At 68.4% G+C, this 18,333-nt stretch carries 18 protein-coding genes; 5 read left to right on the top strand and 13 right to left on the bottom strand.

The window, feature by feature from the left end; translation table 11 throughout:
• Positions 1-9 precede the first annotated feature (9 nt).
• The 4 genes from ACGFIF_RS01255 to ACGFIF_RS01240 are packed head-to-tail and all read right to left on the bottom strand — an operon-like array spanning position 10 to position 5,393.
• Positions 10-1,965 (bottom strand): VWA domain-containing protein, encoded by a 1,956-nt coding sequence (locus ACGFIF_RS01255; RefSeq protein WP_393150112.1) that lies wholly within the window; start codon positions 1,963-1,965, stop codon positions 10-12.
• Between the two features lie 2 nt (positions 1,966-1,967).
• Entirely contained in the window at positions 1,968-3,365 is a 1,398-nt protein-coding gene (locus ACGFIF_RS01250) for a sigma 54-interacting transcriptional regulator (protein WP_393150110.1), read from the bottom strand.
• A gap of 45 nt (positions 3,366-3,410) precedes the next feature.
• Complete coding sequence (locus tag ACGFIF_RS01245) at positions 3,411-4,688, bottom strand: serine hydrolase domain-containing protein (RefSeq protein WP_393150108.1); 1,278 nt, start codon at positions 4,686-4,688, stop codon at positions 3,411-3,413.
• Positions 4,689-4,697: 9 nt separating this feature from the next.
• Positions 4,698-5,393, bottom strand: a complete 696-nt coding sequence (locus ACGFIF_RS01240; RefSeq protein WP_393150106.1) for a Clp protease N-terminal domain-containing protein — start codon at positions 5,391-5,393, stop codon at positions 4,698-4,700.
• Between the two features lie 64 nt (positions 5,394-5,457).
• On the opposite strand from ACGFIF_RS01240, the gene mug reads away from it, so the two are divergent.
• A complete protein-coding gene (mug, locus tag ACGFIF_RS01235) occupies positions 5,458-5,958 on the top strand; it encodes a G/U mismatch-specific DNA glycosylase (RefSeq protein WP_393150104.1) in 501 nt (166 codons plus the stop codon).
• Here the strand turns inward: mug and ACGFIF_RS01230 are convergent.
• Entirely contained in the window at positions 5,951-6,880 is a 930-nt protein-coding gene (locus tag ACGFIF_RS01230) for an alpha/beta hydrolase (RefSeq protein ID WP_393150102.1), read from the bottom strand. The genes mug and ACGFIF_RS01230 overlap by 8 nt on opposite strands.
• 113 nt (positions 6,881-6,993) lie before the next feature.
• On the opposite strand from ACGFIF_RS01230, the gene ACGFIF_RS01225 reads away from it, so the two are divergent.
• From ACGFIF_RS01225 to ACGFIF_RS01210, 4 genes are all read left to right on the top strand, one after another.
• The gene (locus ACGFIF_RS01225) at positions 6,994-7,566 is read left to right on the top strand and encodes a TetR/AcrR family transcriptional regulator (protein WP_393150100.1); all 573 of its coding nucleotides are present in this window, start codon (positions 6,994-6,996) and stop codon (positions 7,564-7,566) included.
• A gap of 29 nt (positions 7,567-7,595) precedes the next feature.
• Complete coding sequence (locus tag ACGFIF_RS01220) at positions 7,596-8,648, top strand: hypothetical protein (RefSeq protein ID WP_393150098.1); 1,053 nt, start codon at positions 7,596-7,598, stop codon at positions 8,646-8,648.
• 40 nt (positions 8,649-8,688) lie between these two features.
• Positions 8,689-9,132 (top strand): hypothetical protein, encoded by a 444-nt coding sequence (locus ACGFIF_RS01215; RefSeq protein ID WP_393150096.1) that lies wholly within the window; start codon positions 8,689-8,691, stop codon positions 9,130-9,132.
• A 162-nt stretch (positions 9,133-9,294) separates the two neighbouring features.
• Positions 9,295-9,600 carry a hypothetical protein gene (locus tag ACGFIF_RS01210; protein WP_393150094.1) on the top strand — a complete coding sequence of 102 codons (306 nt, stop codon included), beginning with the start codon at positions 9,295-9,297 and terminating at the stop codon, positions 9,598-9,600.
• Positions 9,601-9,635: 35 nt separating this feature from the next.
• On the opposite strand, the gene ACGFIF_RS01205 is transcribed toward ACGFIF_RS01210, so the two are convergent.
• From ACGFIF_RS01205 to ACGFIF_RS01170, 8 genes are all read right to left on the bottom strand, one after another.
• Positions 9,636-10,589 (bottom strand): phosphotransferase family protein, encoded by a 954-nt coding sequence (locus tag ACGFIF_RS01205; protein ID WP_393150092.1) that lies wholly within the window; start codon positions 10,587-10,589, stop codon positions 9,636-9,638.
• Positions 10,590-10,657: 68 nt separating this feature from the next.
• On the bottom strand, positions 10,658-11,629 hold the full coding sequence (gene ligD, locus ACGFIF_RS01200; RefSeq protein ID WP_393150090.1) for a non-homologous end-joining DNA ligase: 972 nt from the start codon (positions 11,627-11,629) through the stop codon (positions 10,658-10,660).
• A 123-nt stretch (positions 11,630-11,752) separates the two neighbouring features.
• Positions 11,753-13,255: a DUF4832 domain-containing protein gene (locus tag ACGFIF_RS01195; protein WP_393150088.1), complete on the bottom strand. Its 1,503-nt coding sequence runs from the start codon at positions 13,253-13,255 to the stop codon at positions 11,753-11,755.
• Between the two features lie 57 nt (positions 13,256-13,312).
• Positions 13,313-14,458, bottom strand: coding sequence for an ROK family protein (locus tag ACGFIF_RS01190; RefSeq protein WP_393150086.1), 1,146 nt, complete (start codon positions 14,456-14,458; stop codon positions 13,313-13,315).
• 291 nt (positions 14,459-14,749) lie between these two features.
• Entirely contained in the window at positions 14,750-15,871 is a 1,122-nt protein-coding gene (gene dusB / locus ACGFIF_RS01185; RefSeq protein WP_393150084.1) for a tRNA dihydrouridine synthase DusB, read from the bottom strand.
• A gap of 2 nt (positions 15,872-15,873) precedes the next feature.
• Positions 15,874-16,560, bottom strand: a complete 687-nt coding sequence (locus tag ACGFIF_RS01180) for a hypothetical protein (protein WP_393150082.1) — start codon at positions 16,558-16,560, stop codon at positions 15,874-15,876.
• Between the two features lie 2 nt (positions 16,561-16,562).
• Entirely contained in the window at positions 16,563-17,948 is a 1,386-nt protein-coding gene (locus ACGFIF_RS01175) for a glycine--tRNA ligase (RefSeq protein ID WP_393150080.1), read from the bottom strand.
• Between the two features lie 91 nt (positions 17,949-18,039).
• Entirely contained in the window at positions 18,040-18,330 is a 291-nt protein-coding gene (locus tag ACGFIF_RS01170) for an antibiotic biosynthesis monooxygenase family protein (RefSeq protein ID WP_393150078.1), read from the bottom strand.
• Positions 18,331-18,333 lie beyond the last annotated feature (3 nt).

The following is an 18,333-nucleotide window of genomic DNA, read 5'->3' as shown; positions in this document are numbered from 1 at the left end:
GTCTTGTGGTCACAGCTTGCGACGGGTCCTCAGGTAGTCGCCGACCACGGCTGCGCCCAGTCCGTCGAGGTCGGGCGCCAGCACACGGCCGCCGCTGCGGCGAGCCAGGAGATCGACGAAGGCGTTGAGTCGTGGGTCCTCGCCGAGCCGGAACACGGTCAGCGACGCGCCCAGCTTGGCCAGTCGGTCCACCTCGAAGATCGTCTTCCGCAACGTCGCCGGCTCGGGCGGATAGGAGAACTCCGCCGTCCCGTCCGGCTCCAGGTGAGCGGTCGGCTCGCCGTCGGTCACCATCAGCACGACCGGCTGCGCGTCCGGGTGACGACGCAGGTGCCGGCCGGCCAGCAGCAGGGCGTGATGCGCGTTCGTCCCCTGCTCCCAGGTGCCCTCCATCCCGATCAACTGCGGTAGCTCGACGACTGCGGCGTGCCGCCCGAAGGTGATCAGCTGGAGTGCGTCGTTCCGGTACCGCGTCGAGATGAGTTGGTGCAGCGCGAGTGCCGTCCGCTTCATCGGCAGCCAACGGCCCTCCTGCACCATCGACCACGACGTGTCCACCAGCAACGCGACCGCGGCCCGGGCCCGATGCTCGGTCTCAGCGATCTCCACATCCGCCACGTCGAGCTTGACCGACCCACTCCGCGAGGCAGTCCGCAGTACGGCGTTCCGCACCGTCCGAGGCACGTCCCACGGCTGGGTGTCGCCGAACTGCCACTGCCGTGTGGACCCGACCAACTCACCGGCCGCACCGGCGTTGGCGGCGTCGCGCTCACCAGAGCCCCGAGCAGTCCGCAGTACGTCGGCCAACGCCGTCTGACCGAGTTGCCGCAGCGCCTTCGGCGACAACCGCAGCGATCCGTCGGGCGCACGCTCCAGCAGCCCTTGGTCGCGAAGCTGTCGCTCGAGCTCGGTCAGCCGACGCGCGTCGACCGTCGCCTCATCGCCGAGCTGCCGGGTGAGTGCCTCGAGGTCGATGTCCTCCAGCCGCGCACCCGGATACGACTGCGCGAGCTGCTCGGCCAACGCATCCAGCTCGGCCAGGTCCGACATCGCCCGCGCACCCTCGGCCAGACCGAGCGGATCGTCACCACTCATCCGCTCCGAACCACTCCAGTCCTCCCCCGGCCGGAGCGACTGCAGCTGCGCGTCCAGCTGCGACAGCTGCTGGGCGAGCTGCGGACTGCCGAACGCCTGCTGCGACAACTCCATCAGCTCGGCCCGCTGCTCAGGAGTCATCGAGTTGAGCATCCGCTGCGCCGCGGCCGCCCGCTGCGCCAGTACGTCGATCAGTTCGTCGACGTCCCGTGGATTCTCCGGGAAGAACTCGCCGTGCTTGGCCATGAACTCGTCGAACAACTGCGGCACGTCCGGCCGGTCCTGCGCGTGCGCGGCGAGCAACGCGTTCAGGTCGGTGAGCATCTCGTTGATCCGGGCAACGTCCTCGGGCGTGGTCTGCTGCAGGGCCTCCTTCATGCCCTCGAACCGCGACCCGAGCAGCTCCCGGCCGAGCAACTCCCGGATCTGCTCGTACTTCTCCCGCGCCTCCGACGACTCCCACTCGTAGTTGGCGAGCTCCCGGACGGCGGCCGCCGTACCGGACGGGAGTGCGTCGAGCTCGGCCTCCTTGAACCGGGCGTCGTCGGACGGGTTCGGGAACAGCTCGCGACGTTCGGCCGCCAGCGCCTCGTCGAGCAGGCGCTGGACGTCTCGCAGCGTCCCGTCCAGGTTGTGCCGCCGCTGGATCTCGCGGCGGCGCTCCCACAGCCTGCGGGTCAGATCGTCCAGACCCTGCGTACTCCGGGTGCCGCGCCGGAGCATCTCCTCCAGCGCGGACCGCGGCGACGAACCGTTCATCACGTCGCGGCCGATCTCGTCCAGCGCGTCGCGCAGATCCACCGGCGCGGCGAGCGGATCCGGCCCGTCGTGCCACGGACCGTAGGACCAGCCTTCCGGTATGGAAGTCATGGTCAGGCTCCGTACACCGTGGTGTCGTTGTCGGCGTCCTTGGCCACCCGCTTGGACAGATACAGCGCTTCCAACGCGAGCTCGACCGCGGCGGCGATGCGACCCGGCGACTCGTCCGGCTCGACGCCGGCCCGGGCAGCGACATCGTGCAGCACCGGCAGCTCGGGTAACGCCGCGAGCACGTCGCGGCCCGGCACTCGTTCACCCGTGGTCACAAGGTTGCCGTCGGCAATGGCATGCGCGAGCGGGCTGAGGTCGAGACCCGCGAACCGCTCCCGCGCGGTGTCCGCGACCGACCGGCGCAGCAGGTACTCGAGCAACTCGATCTCGCGCCCTTCCTCGCCCGGCTCGAACTCGAGCTTGCCCCGCAGGACGGCGGGCACCGCCTCCAGGTCGACCGGACGCGCCACCGCCGGCACCTCACCGGTGATCGCACTCCGCCGCAACGCGGCCGCGGCGATCGTCTCGGCCGCGGCCACCGCGAACCGGGCCGAGACACCCGACCGCTGGTCGATCGCGTTCGACTCGCGCAGGTGCCGGACGAACCGGGCCAGCACCTCCAGCAACGGCTCGCCGACCTCGGCGGTGAACTCGGCCTCCTGCCGGATCACGTCCACCTCGGCCTCGATGTCGAGCGGGTAGTGGGTCCGGACCTCGGCGCCGAACCGGTCCTTCAGCGGGGTGATGATGCGGCCGCGGTTGGTGTAGTCCTCCGGGTTGGCCGTTGCCACCAGCAACACGTCGAGAGGCAGCCGCAGCGTGTACCCGCGGACCTGGATGTCGCGCTCCTCCATCACGTTCAGCAGCGCGACCTGGATCCGCTCGGCCAGGTCCGGCAGTTCGTTGATCGCGACGATCCCGCGATGCGACCGCGGCACCAGACCGAAGTGGATGGTCTCCGGATCACCCAGGCTGCGCCCCTCGGCCACCTTCACCGGGTCCACGTCGCCGATCAGGTCACCGACGGACGTGTCGGGGGTCGCGAGCTTCTCGGCGTACCGCAGGCTGCGGTGCAGCCAGGCGACCGGGAGGTCGTCGCCGAGCTCGGCGGCCCGGCGACGCGACGCGGGCGTGATCGGGTCGAGCGGGTGCTCGGGGAGCTCCGCCCCCTCGATCACCGGGGTCCACTCGTCCAGCAGACCCACCAGGGTGCGCAGCAGCCGGGTCTTGCCCTGACCGCGCTCACCCAGCAGTACGACGTCATGCCCCGCGAGCAGGGCGCGTTCGAGTTGCGGAATCACCGTCCGGGTGAATCCGACGATCCCGGGCCAGGGGTCACGACCGGCCCGGAGTTCCTTCAGCAGATTGTCACGGATCTCGGCCTTGATCGACCGTGGAAGATACCCGGCGGCCCGGAGGTCACCGGCCTTACGGGGAAGTTCAGCAGGTGCACTAGTCACCCTGAAGACGTTAGCTCGGTCACCCCAAAATGCACCCGGTTTATCTCATCGCCTGGGCGTGACCCGGCCCGAGGTGAACACGTGGGTCGGGGTGAAGGTGATCGGGACCCACGGGTGCGTCGGCGACTCCCGGGTGACGAAGTGGTTGCCGTCGGCAGGCAGGGTCGGGCGCAGCTCGTACTCGTGCACCGGCTCCTCGGCGAACGCCAGCCGCTCCCCGGTGGCCTGGTAGCGCATCACCAGCCCGTCCTCCCGCCGTACGACGTCCAGCCGCACGCTGGCCCGTTCGTAGCGGCCGACCTGACGATCGTCGATTGGAACGTCGGCAGGCTGCGGCGGCTTCGGATGCGCGACACCGACGTAGTGCGTGAAGATATCGGACGCGAGCGGCTCGAACAGCGTGGTGCCGTTGCCGGAGTTGGTGAGCAGGCACATGACCAGCCGGGCCTCGGGATCGATGCGAAGGAACGCCAACTGGGAGATCGTCGTACCGTCGTGGCCGAAGAGTCGGCGGCCGTTCCAGTCGTAGATGCGCCAGGCAAGACCGAGGTCGTTGAAGCCGCCGATACCGCCGGCGTACGGCACCTGTGGCTCCTGCATGGCCGCGTAGCGCTCGTCGGTCAGGTGCATCCGGGCGAACTCCAGCAGATCGCCCGCACTCTGTGTGATCAGCCCCGCCGGGCCGATGCTGCGCGGGAGCTGCCAGGTCTTGACCGGCGAACCGTCGCTCAGCACGTGGCCGAGCGCCGCCCGATGCAGGATCGCTTCCTCCGGCAGCGTGACTGTCTCGGTCAGCCCGAGTGGCTCGACCAGTCTGGCCTTGAGCGACTCGTCCCAGGTCCGGCCGTCGAGGACTTCGATGACCCGCCCGAGCAGGACGAAGCCGGCGTTGCAGTAGGAGTACGCCGTACCAGGCTCGAACAGATTGTCCACCTCGCCGAGCAGTCCGACGTACTTCTCGAGGCAGTCGTCACCACGGCCGGTGTCGGTGAACACGTCGCCGTCGATACCGCTGGTGTGGGTGAGCAGGTGACGGACCGTGATCCGTGGATCGATCGGTGCCTCGGGCAACAGTTTGACGACCGGGTCGGCCAGGTCCAGCCTCTGCTCCGCCGCCAGCTGGACGATCATCGTCGCGGTCCACGGCTTGGTGATCGAGCCGACCTGGAAGAGCGAGTCGGCGGTCGTCTCGACCCCGGTCGCCGCGTTCAGGACGCCGTACGGCGCGATCGTCGTCTCGCCGTCGTGCCAGATCCCGAGCACCGCACCGGGAACCTCCGCCGCCACCGCCAACTCACTCAACCGCGCAGACCAGTCAGGCATGCGCCCAACCTACTTGGCTGCCTCGATCAGTACTCGGAGTGCGGCCCAGCACGCCGACTCGTCGAGCCCTTGCTCCTCGAGGATCTTGGTCGCGATCCCGGCCGAGTCGCGGTAGAAGGCGAGCAGGATGTGCTCGGTGCCGACGTAGTTGTGGCCGAGCGTCAGCGCCTCGCCGACGGCGCCTTGCAGGACATGGGCCGCCCGGCGCGTGAAGGACGGCTCCTCCTCGACCGCCTGGGGACCATCCGGGCTGTGTACGGCGACGGCCTGGTGGACGGCTTGCTCCGTGATGTCACGGTCGACGAGGACTCGGGTGGCCAGCGCCTGCGGCTGCGTGAAGAACGCGAGGAGCAGATGCTCGGTGCCGATGAAGCTGTGCTTGTGTGCCCGCGCCACGTCGGCCGCCGCGTTCACCACGGCCTGCGTGCGCTGGGTGTAGCGATCGAAGGCCGGCTTGGCCGTCCAGGAGTCGGCGAACCGTTTGTGCGCGGCCTGTTTGCTGACACCGAGCACGGCGCTGATCTCGACCCACGACTTGCCCGCACCGCGGGCCCGGTCCACGAAGAACCCGAGCGCGGCGTCGCCGGTGCTGGTCAGTTCGCTGATCGTGGTCGCCGCCGTCGCGAGCTGCTCGAGCTCGTCGTCACTGCCGGCGTCCGCCTTGATCGTCGTGATGAGTTGCTGCAGATCAGGTCCCGGAGTCATGCGTCAACCCTAGGTTGACGGACCGATCGCGTCAACCCTGGGTTGACGCGGTAGGGTGTCGCGCGTGCAGGGCATACCGGATGTGATCGACAGCGGGTTGCGGGTGTTGTTCTGTGGGATCAATCCCGGACTGATGTCCGCGGAGACCGGGCGCCACTTCGCCCGGCCCGGGAACAGGTTCTGGCCGGCACTGCACCTGAGCGGCTTCACACCCCGACAGCTCAAGCCGTCCGAGCAAGGCGAGTTGCTGACCTACCGGCTCGGCATCACGAATGTCGTCGATCGTCCATCCGCGCGGGCCGACGAACTGACCCGCGCGGAGTACGTCGCCGGCGGGGAGAACCTGGTCGAGAAGATTCTCCACTATCGGCCGGAATGGCTTGCCGTCGTGGGCGTCACGGCGTACCGGGATGCTTTCGGTGAAAAGACGGCGAAGATGGGCAAGCAGGACCGGGTGATCGGTGACACGCGGGTCTGGATCCTGCCGAACCCGAGCGGACTGAACGCGCATTACACGCTGCCCAAACTCGCCGACGCCTTCGCCGAACTCGAGCGGATCAGTTGAGCGCGGTCCGCAGGGTCGAGATCGCCAGGTTGATCGCCGCATTGGCGGCGTGCGTGTCGCGCAGCGCGTCCAGCATCACGAAGTCGTGGATGATCGCGGCGAACCGGACGGCGGTCGTCGGCACACCGGCCTCGAGGAGCTTGGCGGCGTACGCCTCACCCTCGTCGCGCAGGACGTCGGCCTCGCCGGTGATCACCAGCGCCGGCGGCAGGCCGGCCAGCTGGTCGGTGCTGGCGCGCAGCGGGGATGCGGTGATCTGGTTCCGCTCCTGCTCGTCGGTCGTGTACTGGTCCCAGAACCACTTCATCCCCTCGCGCATCAGGAAGTAGCCCTCGGCGAACTCCCGGTACGAACCGGTGTCGAACGACGCGTCGGTGACCGGGTAGAACAGCACCTGCTGGACGAACCTCACGTCGCCGCGCTCCTTGGCGAGCAGCGTCACCGCGGCGGTCATATTGCCGCCGACCGAGTCGCCCGCGATCGCCAGCCGGGTCGCGTCCAGGCCGTGGTCCTTGCCTGAGGCAAGGATCCACCGGGCGACGGCGTAGTTCTGCTCGAGCGCGTGCGGGTAGCGCACCTCCGGCGACAGGTCGTACTCCGGGAACACCACGGCCGCACCCGCGCCGACGGCGAGCTCGCGGACCAGACGGTCGTGAGTGTGCGCGTTGCCGAACACCCAGCCCGCGCCGTGGATGTAGAGGATGACGGGCAGTACGCCGGTCACGCCGGCCGGCTTGACGATGCGGGCCTTCGTACCGTCGGCGGCGGTCACCCACTCCTCGTCGACGTCCAGCTTCGGGAAGTCGGTCGTCTGCACCTCGTCGACCAGCTTGCGGCCCTCGGCGGGCTCCAGCTGGAACAGGAACGGCGGCTTGGCGGTCGCGTCGGCGAAGTCCTGGGCAGCGGGCTCGAGCACAGTCATGGGAAATCTCCTCCTCGATCGGAGAACGTGCGTTCTCCGGGATGTCCGGTACTCTAGGAGAACGATGGTTCTCCGCGCAACGTGGCGCGGATCACGGCGTCGAGGAAGGGCCTATGACGATCGATACGGCGACGGCACAGCGGCAGGTGCTGGCCGCGGCGGACGAGTTGTTCTACGAGCGCGGCGTACAAGCGGTCGGGATGGATGCGATCCGGACGGCGTCCGGGGTGTCGCTCAAGCGGCTGTACCAGCTGTTCCCGTCCAAGGACGCCCTGATCGAGGCGTACCTGGACCGCCGCGACGGCCAGTGGAAGTCGATGCTGGCCGAGCACGTCGACGCGGCGACGGATCCGCGGGACCGCCTGCTGGCGGTGTTCGACTTCCTGCACGACTGGTTCCTGCAGCGGGACTACCGCGGCTGCGCGTTCATCAACTCCTTCGGCGAGCTCGGCACTGTCTCACCCCGTGTCGCCGAGCTGGCCATGCAGCACAAGGAAGGCTTCCGGCAGGCGTTGACCCAGCTGTCGAAGGATGCCAGCGCCCCGGACCCCGAGCGCCTCGCCGACCACCTCATCCTGCTCAGCGAAGGCGCGATCACCCGCTCCGCGATCTCCGGTTCCGCCGATCCCGCGGTCCGTGCTCGCGAGGCCGCCGTACTCCTCCTCGATGCGACCCTGCCGAGCTGATTGACACCCACGCTCGGCAGGATTGGCCCATGCGCGCGAGCGAGTTACTACGGTCGATCGACGGGCTCTCGTACGGACAGCGAGTGCGGTTCATCGCCGACCGGGCGCAGCAGCTGACCGGGTTCCTCGATGAGCTGGGACAGGGTGACTCGTTCGAGCGGACGCTCGGGATCCAGATCGCCGAGGTCGCACGGTCGACGTCGTACATCAGCCGCGTTCTCCGGGACCCGGATCCGGCGGTGCAGTCACGCGCACTGGCAGCGGTCGGGCGCGGTGTTCCCGTCTCGGACGACGACCTCCGGATCCTGTACGACGACGCACCCGCGGCACTGCGCTCCAAGCTCGTCGCCATGGTACGACGGATGCGCCGCGAGCACCTCGCCACGCGCCTGATCGACGAGCACCGCGCTCGTTGGGGCGATGTGGCGGCAGTGGGTCTGCTCGAGGCGACCGACCGCGCGACCGTTGCACGCCTCCTCCCTGAGCTGGCGTACTGCGTGACTCCGGGCGGCTGGCGTCGTCTCGCCGTACATCATCCGGAGGAAGTGCTCGCCTTCGCGTCGCGCACCCTGCCGATCGGTGAGGACCGGGACGAGTGGTGGCAGGGTGTCGGGCACGGTGTCACGGCGGCCCTCGACCACGATCCGGATGCGGTGTCGGCGCTGATCAAACAAGCGATTCCGGCACACGACCTGCCGGTCGCAGTCCTCGACATCATCGGGCGACTCACCGATCGCGACCCGGCCGGCGTTCTGGCCCTGTTGCTCGAGTCCGACCGGCAGGCCGCCGTACCCAAGGCGGTCGACAACCCAGCGTTTCGTCGTCGGCTGCACAGGTATGCGGACGACGAACTGATCGCGCTCGGCCGGATCGCGTGGCCGAATCTGGCCGGGCTCTTGCATGACCTGGCGCCGTCCCGTCGGGCGACGATCTTCGAAGCGGTCACCAGGTCGGTCGACCTGAGTCAGGCTGTGCTGTCCGAGGAACCGCTCGACGTGCTCCCGCACGCGACCCGCCAGGCGCAGGCCCGGCGAATGATCGCTCTCCCGGTGGTCGCGGAGCGCTTGCGCCGTACTCACTGAGACCTGGTCCAATGCGCATCGGGATGTGCGCGCGGGCACGGTGTCACAGCACTTGCTGTACGACCCGGCTGCGTGGGCGGTGCTGGAGCAGGCAGTGCACGACTCCGCGGCGACTGCGGTGGTGCTGACCGAGCGACGGGCGTACGACGTACCAGCGATGTACCGGTCGCGGTACGCGGACCTGTTGATCGCTGTAACGACCAGAAGCGAGCCCGAGGTGGTCGGGCACGCGCTGGCCGCGTTGCGGCAGTGGGCCCGCCACAACCGCGCTGCCGCTCGGGTGTGCGCCGACTTTGTCGTCGATCTGACTCAACTCGGTGTCTGGCGTACGGCGGTCACAGCACTCGTCGGGATCGTGGCGACCAACCGGACGACGGACTGGACGAACTGGTCGACGTCGTGCGATTGCTCGTCCGCTTGGAGGATGACCCCGACCTACCCAACGCGACCGCCGACCGAGACCACCCCGCCAGGCAACGTCTGATCTACCTGGCTCAGCAACTGACCGCGCAGCTGAGCGGGCGCTCGGCCACGGTCCGCCAACTCCTCAAGCAGGTTCGCAGCCGAGCTGACCGGCCCAGACTTCCTGCAAGTCCGCCTACAACTTCTGGTCACGTCACTCCAGGTCCCGCACCTCGCCGAGGAAATGGCCGCGCTACAGCTGACTGTCGCCGACAATCCCCTCGCGGCCCAGGCTGCGGCTGACCTCCTCCGCGCCCGCCTGTCCACCGACCAAACCTGGAGTCCAGCCGCGCTCCTCCCAGTCACCGACGCACTGGCGCGCTCCACCGACGCCTCCGTCGGCATCCTGGCGCTGGCCCTCATCACCACCGCCGGCCCTCGTGCGGGCTGGCCCTCCGAGTGGCGCGCCCTCCTGGCAGCCTTCCGCGATCACCCCCACCCCACCATCCGCCACCTCGCCCTGGACCAAACAACCGCCAACGAGCCCTAGGCCATTGGGAATGCCCGCCCCGGATCGCCCTTGGCTCAGCCCAGCGCGTCCATCAGGGCGGTGACATAGGCGTCCAGCCGCTCCTCCACGGCTCGGGTCGTCAGGTCTGTTCTCCCTGCCTCCCGCCATGGCTGCGACACCACCTGCACCTCTTCTGAGAACGCCAGCCCGTCCCGCACCTGCCAGTACAGCCGCTCGCTCGCGGTCGCGGCCAGCACCCCGCCGGCCTCCTCATACGCCTCAGCGAACCGCAGACCCCACTCCGGGCCGTGCAGCAGCGCGAGATTGGTGGAGCAGTGCGCCACATCGAGATCTGCCGGGCCCCAGCAGGTCCCTGCCCAGTCGACGACGCCGGTGATCCGGGCGCCTGCCGGCCCTGCGGGCGGCACGTCGAACAGCACGTTGCCGGGTTGGAAGTCCCGGTGCAGGAACCGCCCGTCATGGGGAGGCGCGGGCTTGCGAATCACGTCGATCGCTGCGGCCCATGCCGCCGCGTCGGCACCCTTCGGAGGCACGACGGTGTCGGCGGTCGTCAACGCCACATACTTCCCGGGCCGCTCGGCAGGCCGCAGCGCGTGGATCGCCACGAGCTGACGAGCCAGCAGCGAGACGCGCGTCTCCAATCCCTTGTCGTCGAGAACCGTCCGGCCCGCCAGATGTGTCATCAGGAGCGATGGATACTCGCACTGCGCGGCCGTCGGATCAACCGCGACCAGGCCAGGAGCCGTCACTCCGGTCTCCGTGAGCAGGGTCAGGGCCTCGGCCTCCCTGGTCAGCCAGTCCTCGGCGTGGGCCACGTTGACGACGGTCCGCAGCACCAGGTGACGGGTGCGCCCGTCCTGCGTGCCGATGGTCAGTCGTCGCATTTCGGCGGTGATGCCGCCGTGCAGCACCTCGGTTCTGACGATCCGTTCGCCGGCCTCCAGGTGCCGGCTCACCCAAGCCAGTGTCAACGGCCGGACGGCTGCCGTCTCATCGCGGTTGGTCACCGTGCCACCTCATCATCCGGACGGCGACCCGCGCGACCGACTTATTCCAGGCGAAACTCTGCGATCCCTCAGCCTTCCTCTCCGGCTGCTTCGCGGGCTCGTTTGCGGCGTTTGCCTTCGTGCATGGCTACGACTCGGGCGATGGGGATGGCGCGCCCCTCTTCGAGGAGCTCTTCCGGGAGCGATTGTGGTGCCGGCAGTTGCTCGGCCCAGCGGTCGGCGTCACCGAGCAGGCCGGGCGCCGTACGGATGGTGAAGTCTCGTGGGGTGACTCGGTCGAGGTCGTCCCAGCCGACCGGGAACGACACCGGCGTACCGGGCCGGACGCGTGGACTGTAGGCCGCGACCACGGTCGCCCCACCCGAACGGGTCGAGTCGACGAAGACCTTCCCGTGCCGGTCCTCCTTGATGTACGCCGTCGTCGCGACCTCCGGATCGATCCGCTCGGCCCGCGCCGCGATCGCCCGGGTCGCGGCCGCCGCATCCTCGATCGACACCGACTCGTCGATCGGCACGAACACGTGCACGCCCTTCGCCCCGCTCGTCTTGACCGCTCCCGACAACCCGGCGTCGGCCAGCGCCTGCCGGACCAGGAACGCCGCCTGCACCGCCATCGCGAACGTCTCGCCCTCCGGCGGGTCCAGGTCGAGGACTAGGTGAGTGACGTGGTCCCAACGGTCGGCGCGCATCAGCGTCGGGTGGTACTCGACGGCGCGCTGATTCGCGAACCACAGCAGCGTCCGCCGGTCGTCGCAGAGCGCGTACGACACCTCGCGCTTGGACGCCTCCGCCCACAGCGAGACGGTCTTCACCCACTCGGGCGTGTACTTCGGCACGTTCTTCTGCATGAAGGCCGGCTGCCCCGGCCGGATCCGGATCACCGACAACGGCCGGTCCCGCAGCTCCGGCAGGATCCGCTCGTGCACGGCGTCCAGATAGTCGACCAGATCCCGCTTGGTCGCGTCGGCATCGTCGAACAGCGGCTGATCCAAATTGGTCAGCGGTACCCCGTCACGCGTCTCGTCCGGCTTGCTCGCCATTCCCAGAGCTTAGAACCACCACGTCCTCCCCCGCCTGCGGATTCACCGCGATCTCGTCCTTCCCACCGCAGAAACGCGCCCGCCCCGCCCAAAGTGGGCGGGCCGGGCGCGTGGCAAACGGGGTTAGTGGATGGGCTGTGGTCTCGGCAGGTTGCCGCAGGAGCCACTGCGTTCTGGGGTGACGGTCAGCGTGTGGCCGAGGTCGTTGTAGCCGGTCGCGGCTTGCCAGGTGTTGGTGTTGGCGAGCTGGATCGCGTACGCCGAGTTGTAGGTCTCGGTGGAACCTGGCATCCGGCCCTGGGACTGCAAGCGAGGCGCCGCATCGGCGATGTTGAGCAGCAGCCGATAGCTGCCAGGCTCAGCCGGCGCGCAGACCTGCCGGTCGAGTGTGGTGGTCGTACCGGCGCCCCAGCGTCGTGGGTCGGCCGGCAGAGTCACCCGGTAGCTGTGCTTGTCACCATGGAAGATCAACTGGACCTGACGAGGGTTGTACGGCGCGGCCCAACCGTCGTTGCGAATCCTCAGATCGACCTCGACCGTGCCACTCGGCCTGGTGGCGTCCGTGAACGTGCCCTGCGTCAGTGCGAACCGGTAGCCGAGCTTCTGCTTGGCGATGGTGATGTTGTCGCCCCAACTGTTCAGCACGTCCCGGTTGTAGTCGGTGTTCAGGTAGGAGAAGTGCAGCCGGGCCATCTCCGCGGCCGCCGAGTCCCATTCCGACCTCGGCGGGTTGACCGCACAGGTCTCACCGCCCTCGGGCACGTAATTGGTGTCCTGGGCAACGAAATCCTTGTCGAGCTCGATCGGGTCACTGAGGTAGGTCCCGAAGTCGTCCGGGCTGGCCAGGAAGCAGTCGTTGTGATGACCGGTCCGCGCCACCGGCGTACCGTCGTACGCCTGGTCCGCGGTGAGTCCGCCCTCGGCTCCGGTCGGTACGCCGAGCATCCGCTGCTTCATGTATGGCGTACGTACCTGGATCATCCGGTTCGCCGGGAGCGCCTTCAACAGGGCGAGGATCACCGCGCGGCGATCGGCCCAGTTCTGGTCCGAGACCTGGCTTGGGTCCTGGGGGTCGGCGAAGTGGTCGGTGTAGTACCCCTCACCCCACAGACCGACGAACCCGGACTGCACCACCGCGATCACGTCCGCGTTCTCCCGAAGGACAGGCGTCAGTTGGGCGATGTGCTTCAGGACGCGCGCGACCGGCGCGTCGCCGTACGGGATGGTGGGCGGCCAGCCAGGCGGCTGGGCGTAGGCGAACCGGACGATTGCTTTGACACCCGCCGCGCGGATCGTCCGGAAGTCGGCCCGGACCAGATCGAGGTAGGCCGGGTCGAGCGTGTCCTGGCCGGCGAACTTCTCCAGGTAGAAGACGCGAAGGATCTGCGTCACGTCCTCCTGGGTCCGGTAGCCGCGCAGGGTCGCGACGTTGAGTGGCACGTAGCCCGAGCCGTCGGCGCGGTAGTGCGTCTCAGTGTGGTGGTAGAAACCGCGTTCCTGGTTCGCGAGCACCGCATCGGTCGGTGCATAGCTGTGCGTCGTCCCCGGCGCGGAGCCGTGGGCCGACGCGACCTGTGGCGCGAACAGCAGACTGACGAGGGCAATGACCGTGACGAGCCGTCTCATGATCGGTCCTCCTGGGGCGTTCTGCGACCGTGGGAATAATCATGGACTCCAGGGAAACTATGTCAAGAGCTCGGCCGAGTCCACCGAGAGGTTCCCGTCGTACCGCGTGGCCTCGACCTCCTCGAGGGCCAGCCGTACGGCACCGAGCGTCACTCCCTCGTCACCGAATTCCGACACCCTGATCTCCGGGGTTCGCAGGCACCAGCGATCCAGCTCACGGCGCAGCGGCTCGACGAGTACGTCGGCGGACCGTGAGAATCCGCCACCGATCACGACGAGCTCCGGATCCAGCGTCAGAACCAGCGCCGACGCCCCCACCGCGATGTCGCGAACGTAGCCACGGACCGCCCGGATCGCCGCCCGATTTCCATCCCGCGCGGCGAGGAAGACCTGCTCCACGTCGTCGCCGGCGCCCAGCCAGTCGTCTAGGTGCTGCGGGGCCCGCAACCATCCGGCCGCCGGCAATGCGCCGATCTCCCCCGCGGCGTTGGAGAACCCGCGGTGCAGCTTGCCATCGATGATCAGCCCGGCACCGGTCCGCAGGCCGGCGAGCAGGAACACGACGTTCCGCGAGTACCGCGCCACACCGCGCCAGGACTCCGCGAGCGCGGCCAGCTTGCAGTCGTTCTCCACCCGGACGGGCCCGGGCACCAGCCGACGGAGATGCTGGGCGAGGTCGACGCCGGTCCACTCCGGCACAGAGTCCGACAACATCACCTTGCCGGTGCCGTCGACGAGTCCGGTACTGGCGACTCCCGTAGACCAGATCTGATCGGGAGTGACGCCGGCCGCGGCAAGCGTCCTGGTCACACAGTCGTCGAGCGTCGCGAGACGTTCCCGCCGCCCGATCCGGGGACTCACCGCGACGCGGGTCTGCTGCAGTACGACGCCCTCGAGATCGGTGACCATCGCAAGGATCTTGTGGCCGCCGACATCAACCCCGAGAATGCGCCCGGCATCCGCCCTGAACCGATACCGCCGCGCCGGCCGCCCCACCGTCCCCGCCGCCGGCGCAACCTCACTCACCCACCCCCGCGCCAACAACTCCCGAGCAACATCCTCAGTCGAAGCCCTGGAAAGCCCAGTCCGCCGAGCCAACTCCGTCAACGTCAACGGCTGCTCATCCCGCAAAACCCGCAACACACCCAGCGCATTCAGCTGCCGCAACCGCGAGAGATCCCCACCACTCGGCTCATCATTCATCGCGGCCCCCGTATCAGCAGCACTCGCTACATAATGCTGGACTCCCAAATATCTATCAACAGATCCCCGCCGTCTTACAGGTGCACGCGGCCCCGCGGCAGGCGCCCAAAGCAACAGCCACCGACGGAGGCGGTGTCATCGCGCGAGCCGGCAGGCCCTACTCAGTCACGATCCGCACAACACACCCACCAACCACAGCACATCCGCCAACCACAGCCAGCCGTATCACCAGTCCGCGGCCCCGCCGAAGGCGGCAACAGAACAGCCGCCGCCGGAGGCGGTGTCCTTTGGTTAGCCGCCGGAGACGCCGATCTCGGCTGCTGCTAGATCGGCTGACAGGCCGTCGGTGTCGTTTAGCCAGCCTTCGGGGAGGACTATGTGGTCGCGGGGGCTGCCTTGGCGGCCTCGGGGGGCGCCTAGTTCGGCAACTGGGAAGGGGACGGCGGGGTCGAGCTGGGCTAGTAGCTCGTCGAGTTGGGCCAGGGACTCGACCATGCCTAGGGCAGCGCGGAGTTCGCCGCCGGCGGGGAAGCCCTTGAGGTACCACGGGACGTGTTTGCGGAAGTCGCGCAGGCCGCGCGGCTCCCCCATCAGGTCCGCCAAGAGCTCGCCGTGCCGGCGCATCACCACGGCGACCTCGCCAAGGGTCGGCAGGTTCAGCGCCTCACCGCCGGTGAACGCGACCGCGAGGTCGCGGAACAACCACGGCCGGCCGAGACACCCACGACCGACGATCACCCCGGCGCAGCCGGTCTCCGCGACCATCCGGAGCGCGTCACCGGCTTCCCAGATGTCGCCGTTCCCGAGCACCGGAATGCTCACATGCTCCACCAGCGAAGCGATCGTGGACCAGTCCGCCTGACCGGAGTACGCCTGCGCCGCCGTACGTCCGTGCAGACCGATGGCCGCGGCGCCCGACTCCTCCGCGATCCGGCCGGCGTCGAGATACGTCTGGTGCGCCTGGTCGATGCCGATCCGCGTCTTCATCGTGACCGGCACGCCGTACGGCGTCGCGGCGTGAACGGCCGAGTGGAGGATCGCGCCGAGCAGGTTGCGCTTCCACGGCAGCGCGGCACCGCCGCCCTTCCGCGTCACCTTCGGGACCGGGCAGCCGAAGTTCAGATCGATGTGGGCGACGCCGTACTGGTCACACAGGATCTGAACGGCGCGGCCGATGTAGACCGGGTCGACGCCGTACAGCTGGACCGAGCGGACCGTCTCGCGCTCGTCGAACGTGAGCATGTCGAGCGACTTCTGGTCACCCTCGACGATCCCGCGCGAGGTGATCATCTCGCACACGTACAACCCGGCGCCCTGCTCCGCACACAGCCGCCGGTACGCCGCATTCGTGATGCCCGCCATCGGCGCCAGCACCACGGGTGTGTCGATCGTCAGGTTGCCGAGCGTGAGCATTACTACGCCTTCGCCACCAGGACCTGGCCGTTGCCGGAGACCTGCGCCTTGTACGGCTGGACCGCGTTCGCCGTGGTGGTGACGTCACAGGCGATGCCGTCGCCGGAATGCTTGACCACGGCAACATCATCCATCGTGCAGGTCACCTTGGCGGCGTCGGGCGCGGTCCGCAGCACGGCGTCGACCACCTTCGGCTTCACGATCGCGACCGACTCGGAGGTGAACTTGTACGACGCGGTGTACGTCTTCGCGTCGACGATCAGCGTGCCGACGTAGGGCTTCCCGGCGTACGTGACCGTGCAGGTCAGCTCGTGCTTGCCGGGCTTCTCGACGTCCGCGATGCCCGGGCACTTCACTGTCGTCGCGGCGGCCTTGCCGGCCGCGACCTGCGCCTCCTTGGCGATCGCGAACTGGATCCGCTCGGCCAGTGGGGCGTCGTTCTCGGGCTCGCCGGTGACCTTCGGCGTCGGCCACGGCTTCGATGGGGTCGGCAGCGGGGTGAGCGACGGCGTGGAAGCGGTCGGGATCGGCGCAGTCGAGTTCGCCGGCGTCGACGGAGCCGGGGTGTTACCCGCCTGCGGCTCGCTGTCGGAGCAGGCGGTCAACGCGAACGCCGCGATCGCGGACAGGCCGAAGACAGCCAGCCCGAACCGGATCCGCTCCGGCGACAGCAAGCGCCGTACCCCCATCGTCAGCAACCGATCAGGTGCTGGGCGAGGTAGCCGGTCACCTCGGTGAGGGCGACCCGCTCCTGCTTCATCGAGTCGCGTTCGCGGATCGTCACGGCCTGGTCGTCGAGGGTGTCGAAGTCGACGGTGATGCAGTACGGCGTGCCGATCTCGTCCTGACGGCGGTAGCGGCGGCCGATCGCACCGGCGTCGTCGAAGTCGACGTTCCAGTTCTTCCGCAGCTCGCCGGCGAGATCCTTCGCCTTCGGGGACAGCTCCGCGTTGCGCGACAGCGGCAGCACGGCCGCCTTGACCGGGGCCAGGCGCGGGTCGAACCGCAGGACGGTCCGCTTGTCCACACCGCCCTTGGCGTTCGGCGCCTCGTCCTCGGTGTACGCGTCGAGCAGGAACGCGAGCACGTTACGGGTCAGGCCGGCCGCCGGCTCGATCACGTACGGCGTCCAGCGCTCACCCTTCTCCTGGTCGAAGTACGACAGGTCGGCACCGGAGTGCTTGGAGTGGGTGGACAGGTCGAAGTCGGTCCGGTTCGCGATGCCCTCGAGCTCGTCGAACTCCTTGCCGCCGAAGTTGAACCGGTACTCGATGTCGACGGTGCGCTTCGAGTAGTGGCTGAGCTTCTCCTGCGGGTGCTCGTAGTAGCGCATGTTGTCCGGGTTCAGACCGAGGTCGAGGTACCAGTCCCAGCGGGCCTTCAGCCAGTACTCGTGCCACTCCTCGTCCGAGCCGGGCGCGACGAAGAACTCCATCTCCATCTGCTCGAACTCGCGGGTCCGGAAGATGAAGTTGCCCGGGGTGATCTCGTTGCGGAAGCTCTTGCCGACCTGGGCGATCCCGAACGGCGGCTTCTTCCGCGCCGTCCCCATCACGTTGGCGAAGTTCACGAAGATGCCCTGGGCGGTCTCCGGGCGCAGGTAGTGCAGCCCTTCCTCGGACTCGACCGGGCCGAGGTAGGTCTTCAGCAGGCCGTTGAACATCCGCGGCTCGGTGAAGGTGCCCTTGTTACCGCAGTTCGGGCAGGCGATCTCGGCCAGCTTGACGTCTTCGGGGTCCTTGTTCTTCCGCCGGGCGAAGTCCTCGCGCAGGTGGTCGTCGCGGAACCGCTTGTGACAGGACTGGCACTCGGTCAGCGGGTCGACGAACTCCGACAGGTGACCGGACGCCTCCCACACCTTGGTCGGCAGGATCACCGACGAGTCCAGCCCGACGATGTCGTCACGGCTCGTCACCATCGCCCGCCACCACTGGGTCCGAACGTTGTTCTTCAGCTCGACACCCAGCGGCCCGTAGTCCCAGGCCGACTTGGTACCACCGTAGATCTCGCCGCACGGGTACACGAAGCCTCTCCGCTTGCTGAGGCTGACGACGGCATCGACGGTTTCCACGGGCACTTTTCGACTCCAGTAACGGCACTTTGCAACTCGGAAGGGTCCAGGCTATCGGTCCTACCGGCCCCTGGTGGAATCCACGCGGGGATCGGTGCTACGGCAGGAACTCGGGGAGGTCGTCGTACGCGGTCGGCTCGTCGATCGCCAGCGAGAGGAGCGGCACCGCGGTCAGCTTCACCTCGTACGGCGACAACGCCCGACGGTAACTGCCGATGTTCTCCCACTCCAGGGTCAGTGCGATCAACTCCGGGTCATCCACATTCCACCCGGCCCGGGCCGCCACGAAGCCTTTCTGCTTGCGCAGTACGTCGACCGCAGCCTGCAACCGTACGGCGAACTCCGCCTGGTCGGCCTCCGGTACCCGAAACCTGATCACCACGAACACGCA

Origin of the sequence: Kribbella sp. NPDC049174, assembly GCF_043197365.1 — a bacterium.
Classification (GTDB): domain Bacteria; phylum Actinomycetota; class Actinomycetes; order Propionibacteriales; family Kribbellaceae; genus Kribbella.
Note: the sequence above shows the minus strand (reverse complement) of the source record. Positions and strands in the feature narration are given on the sequence as shown.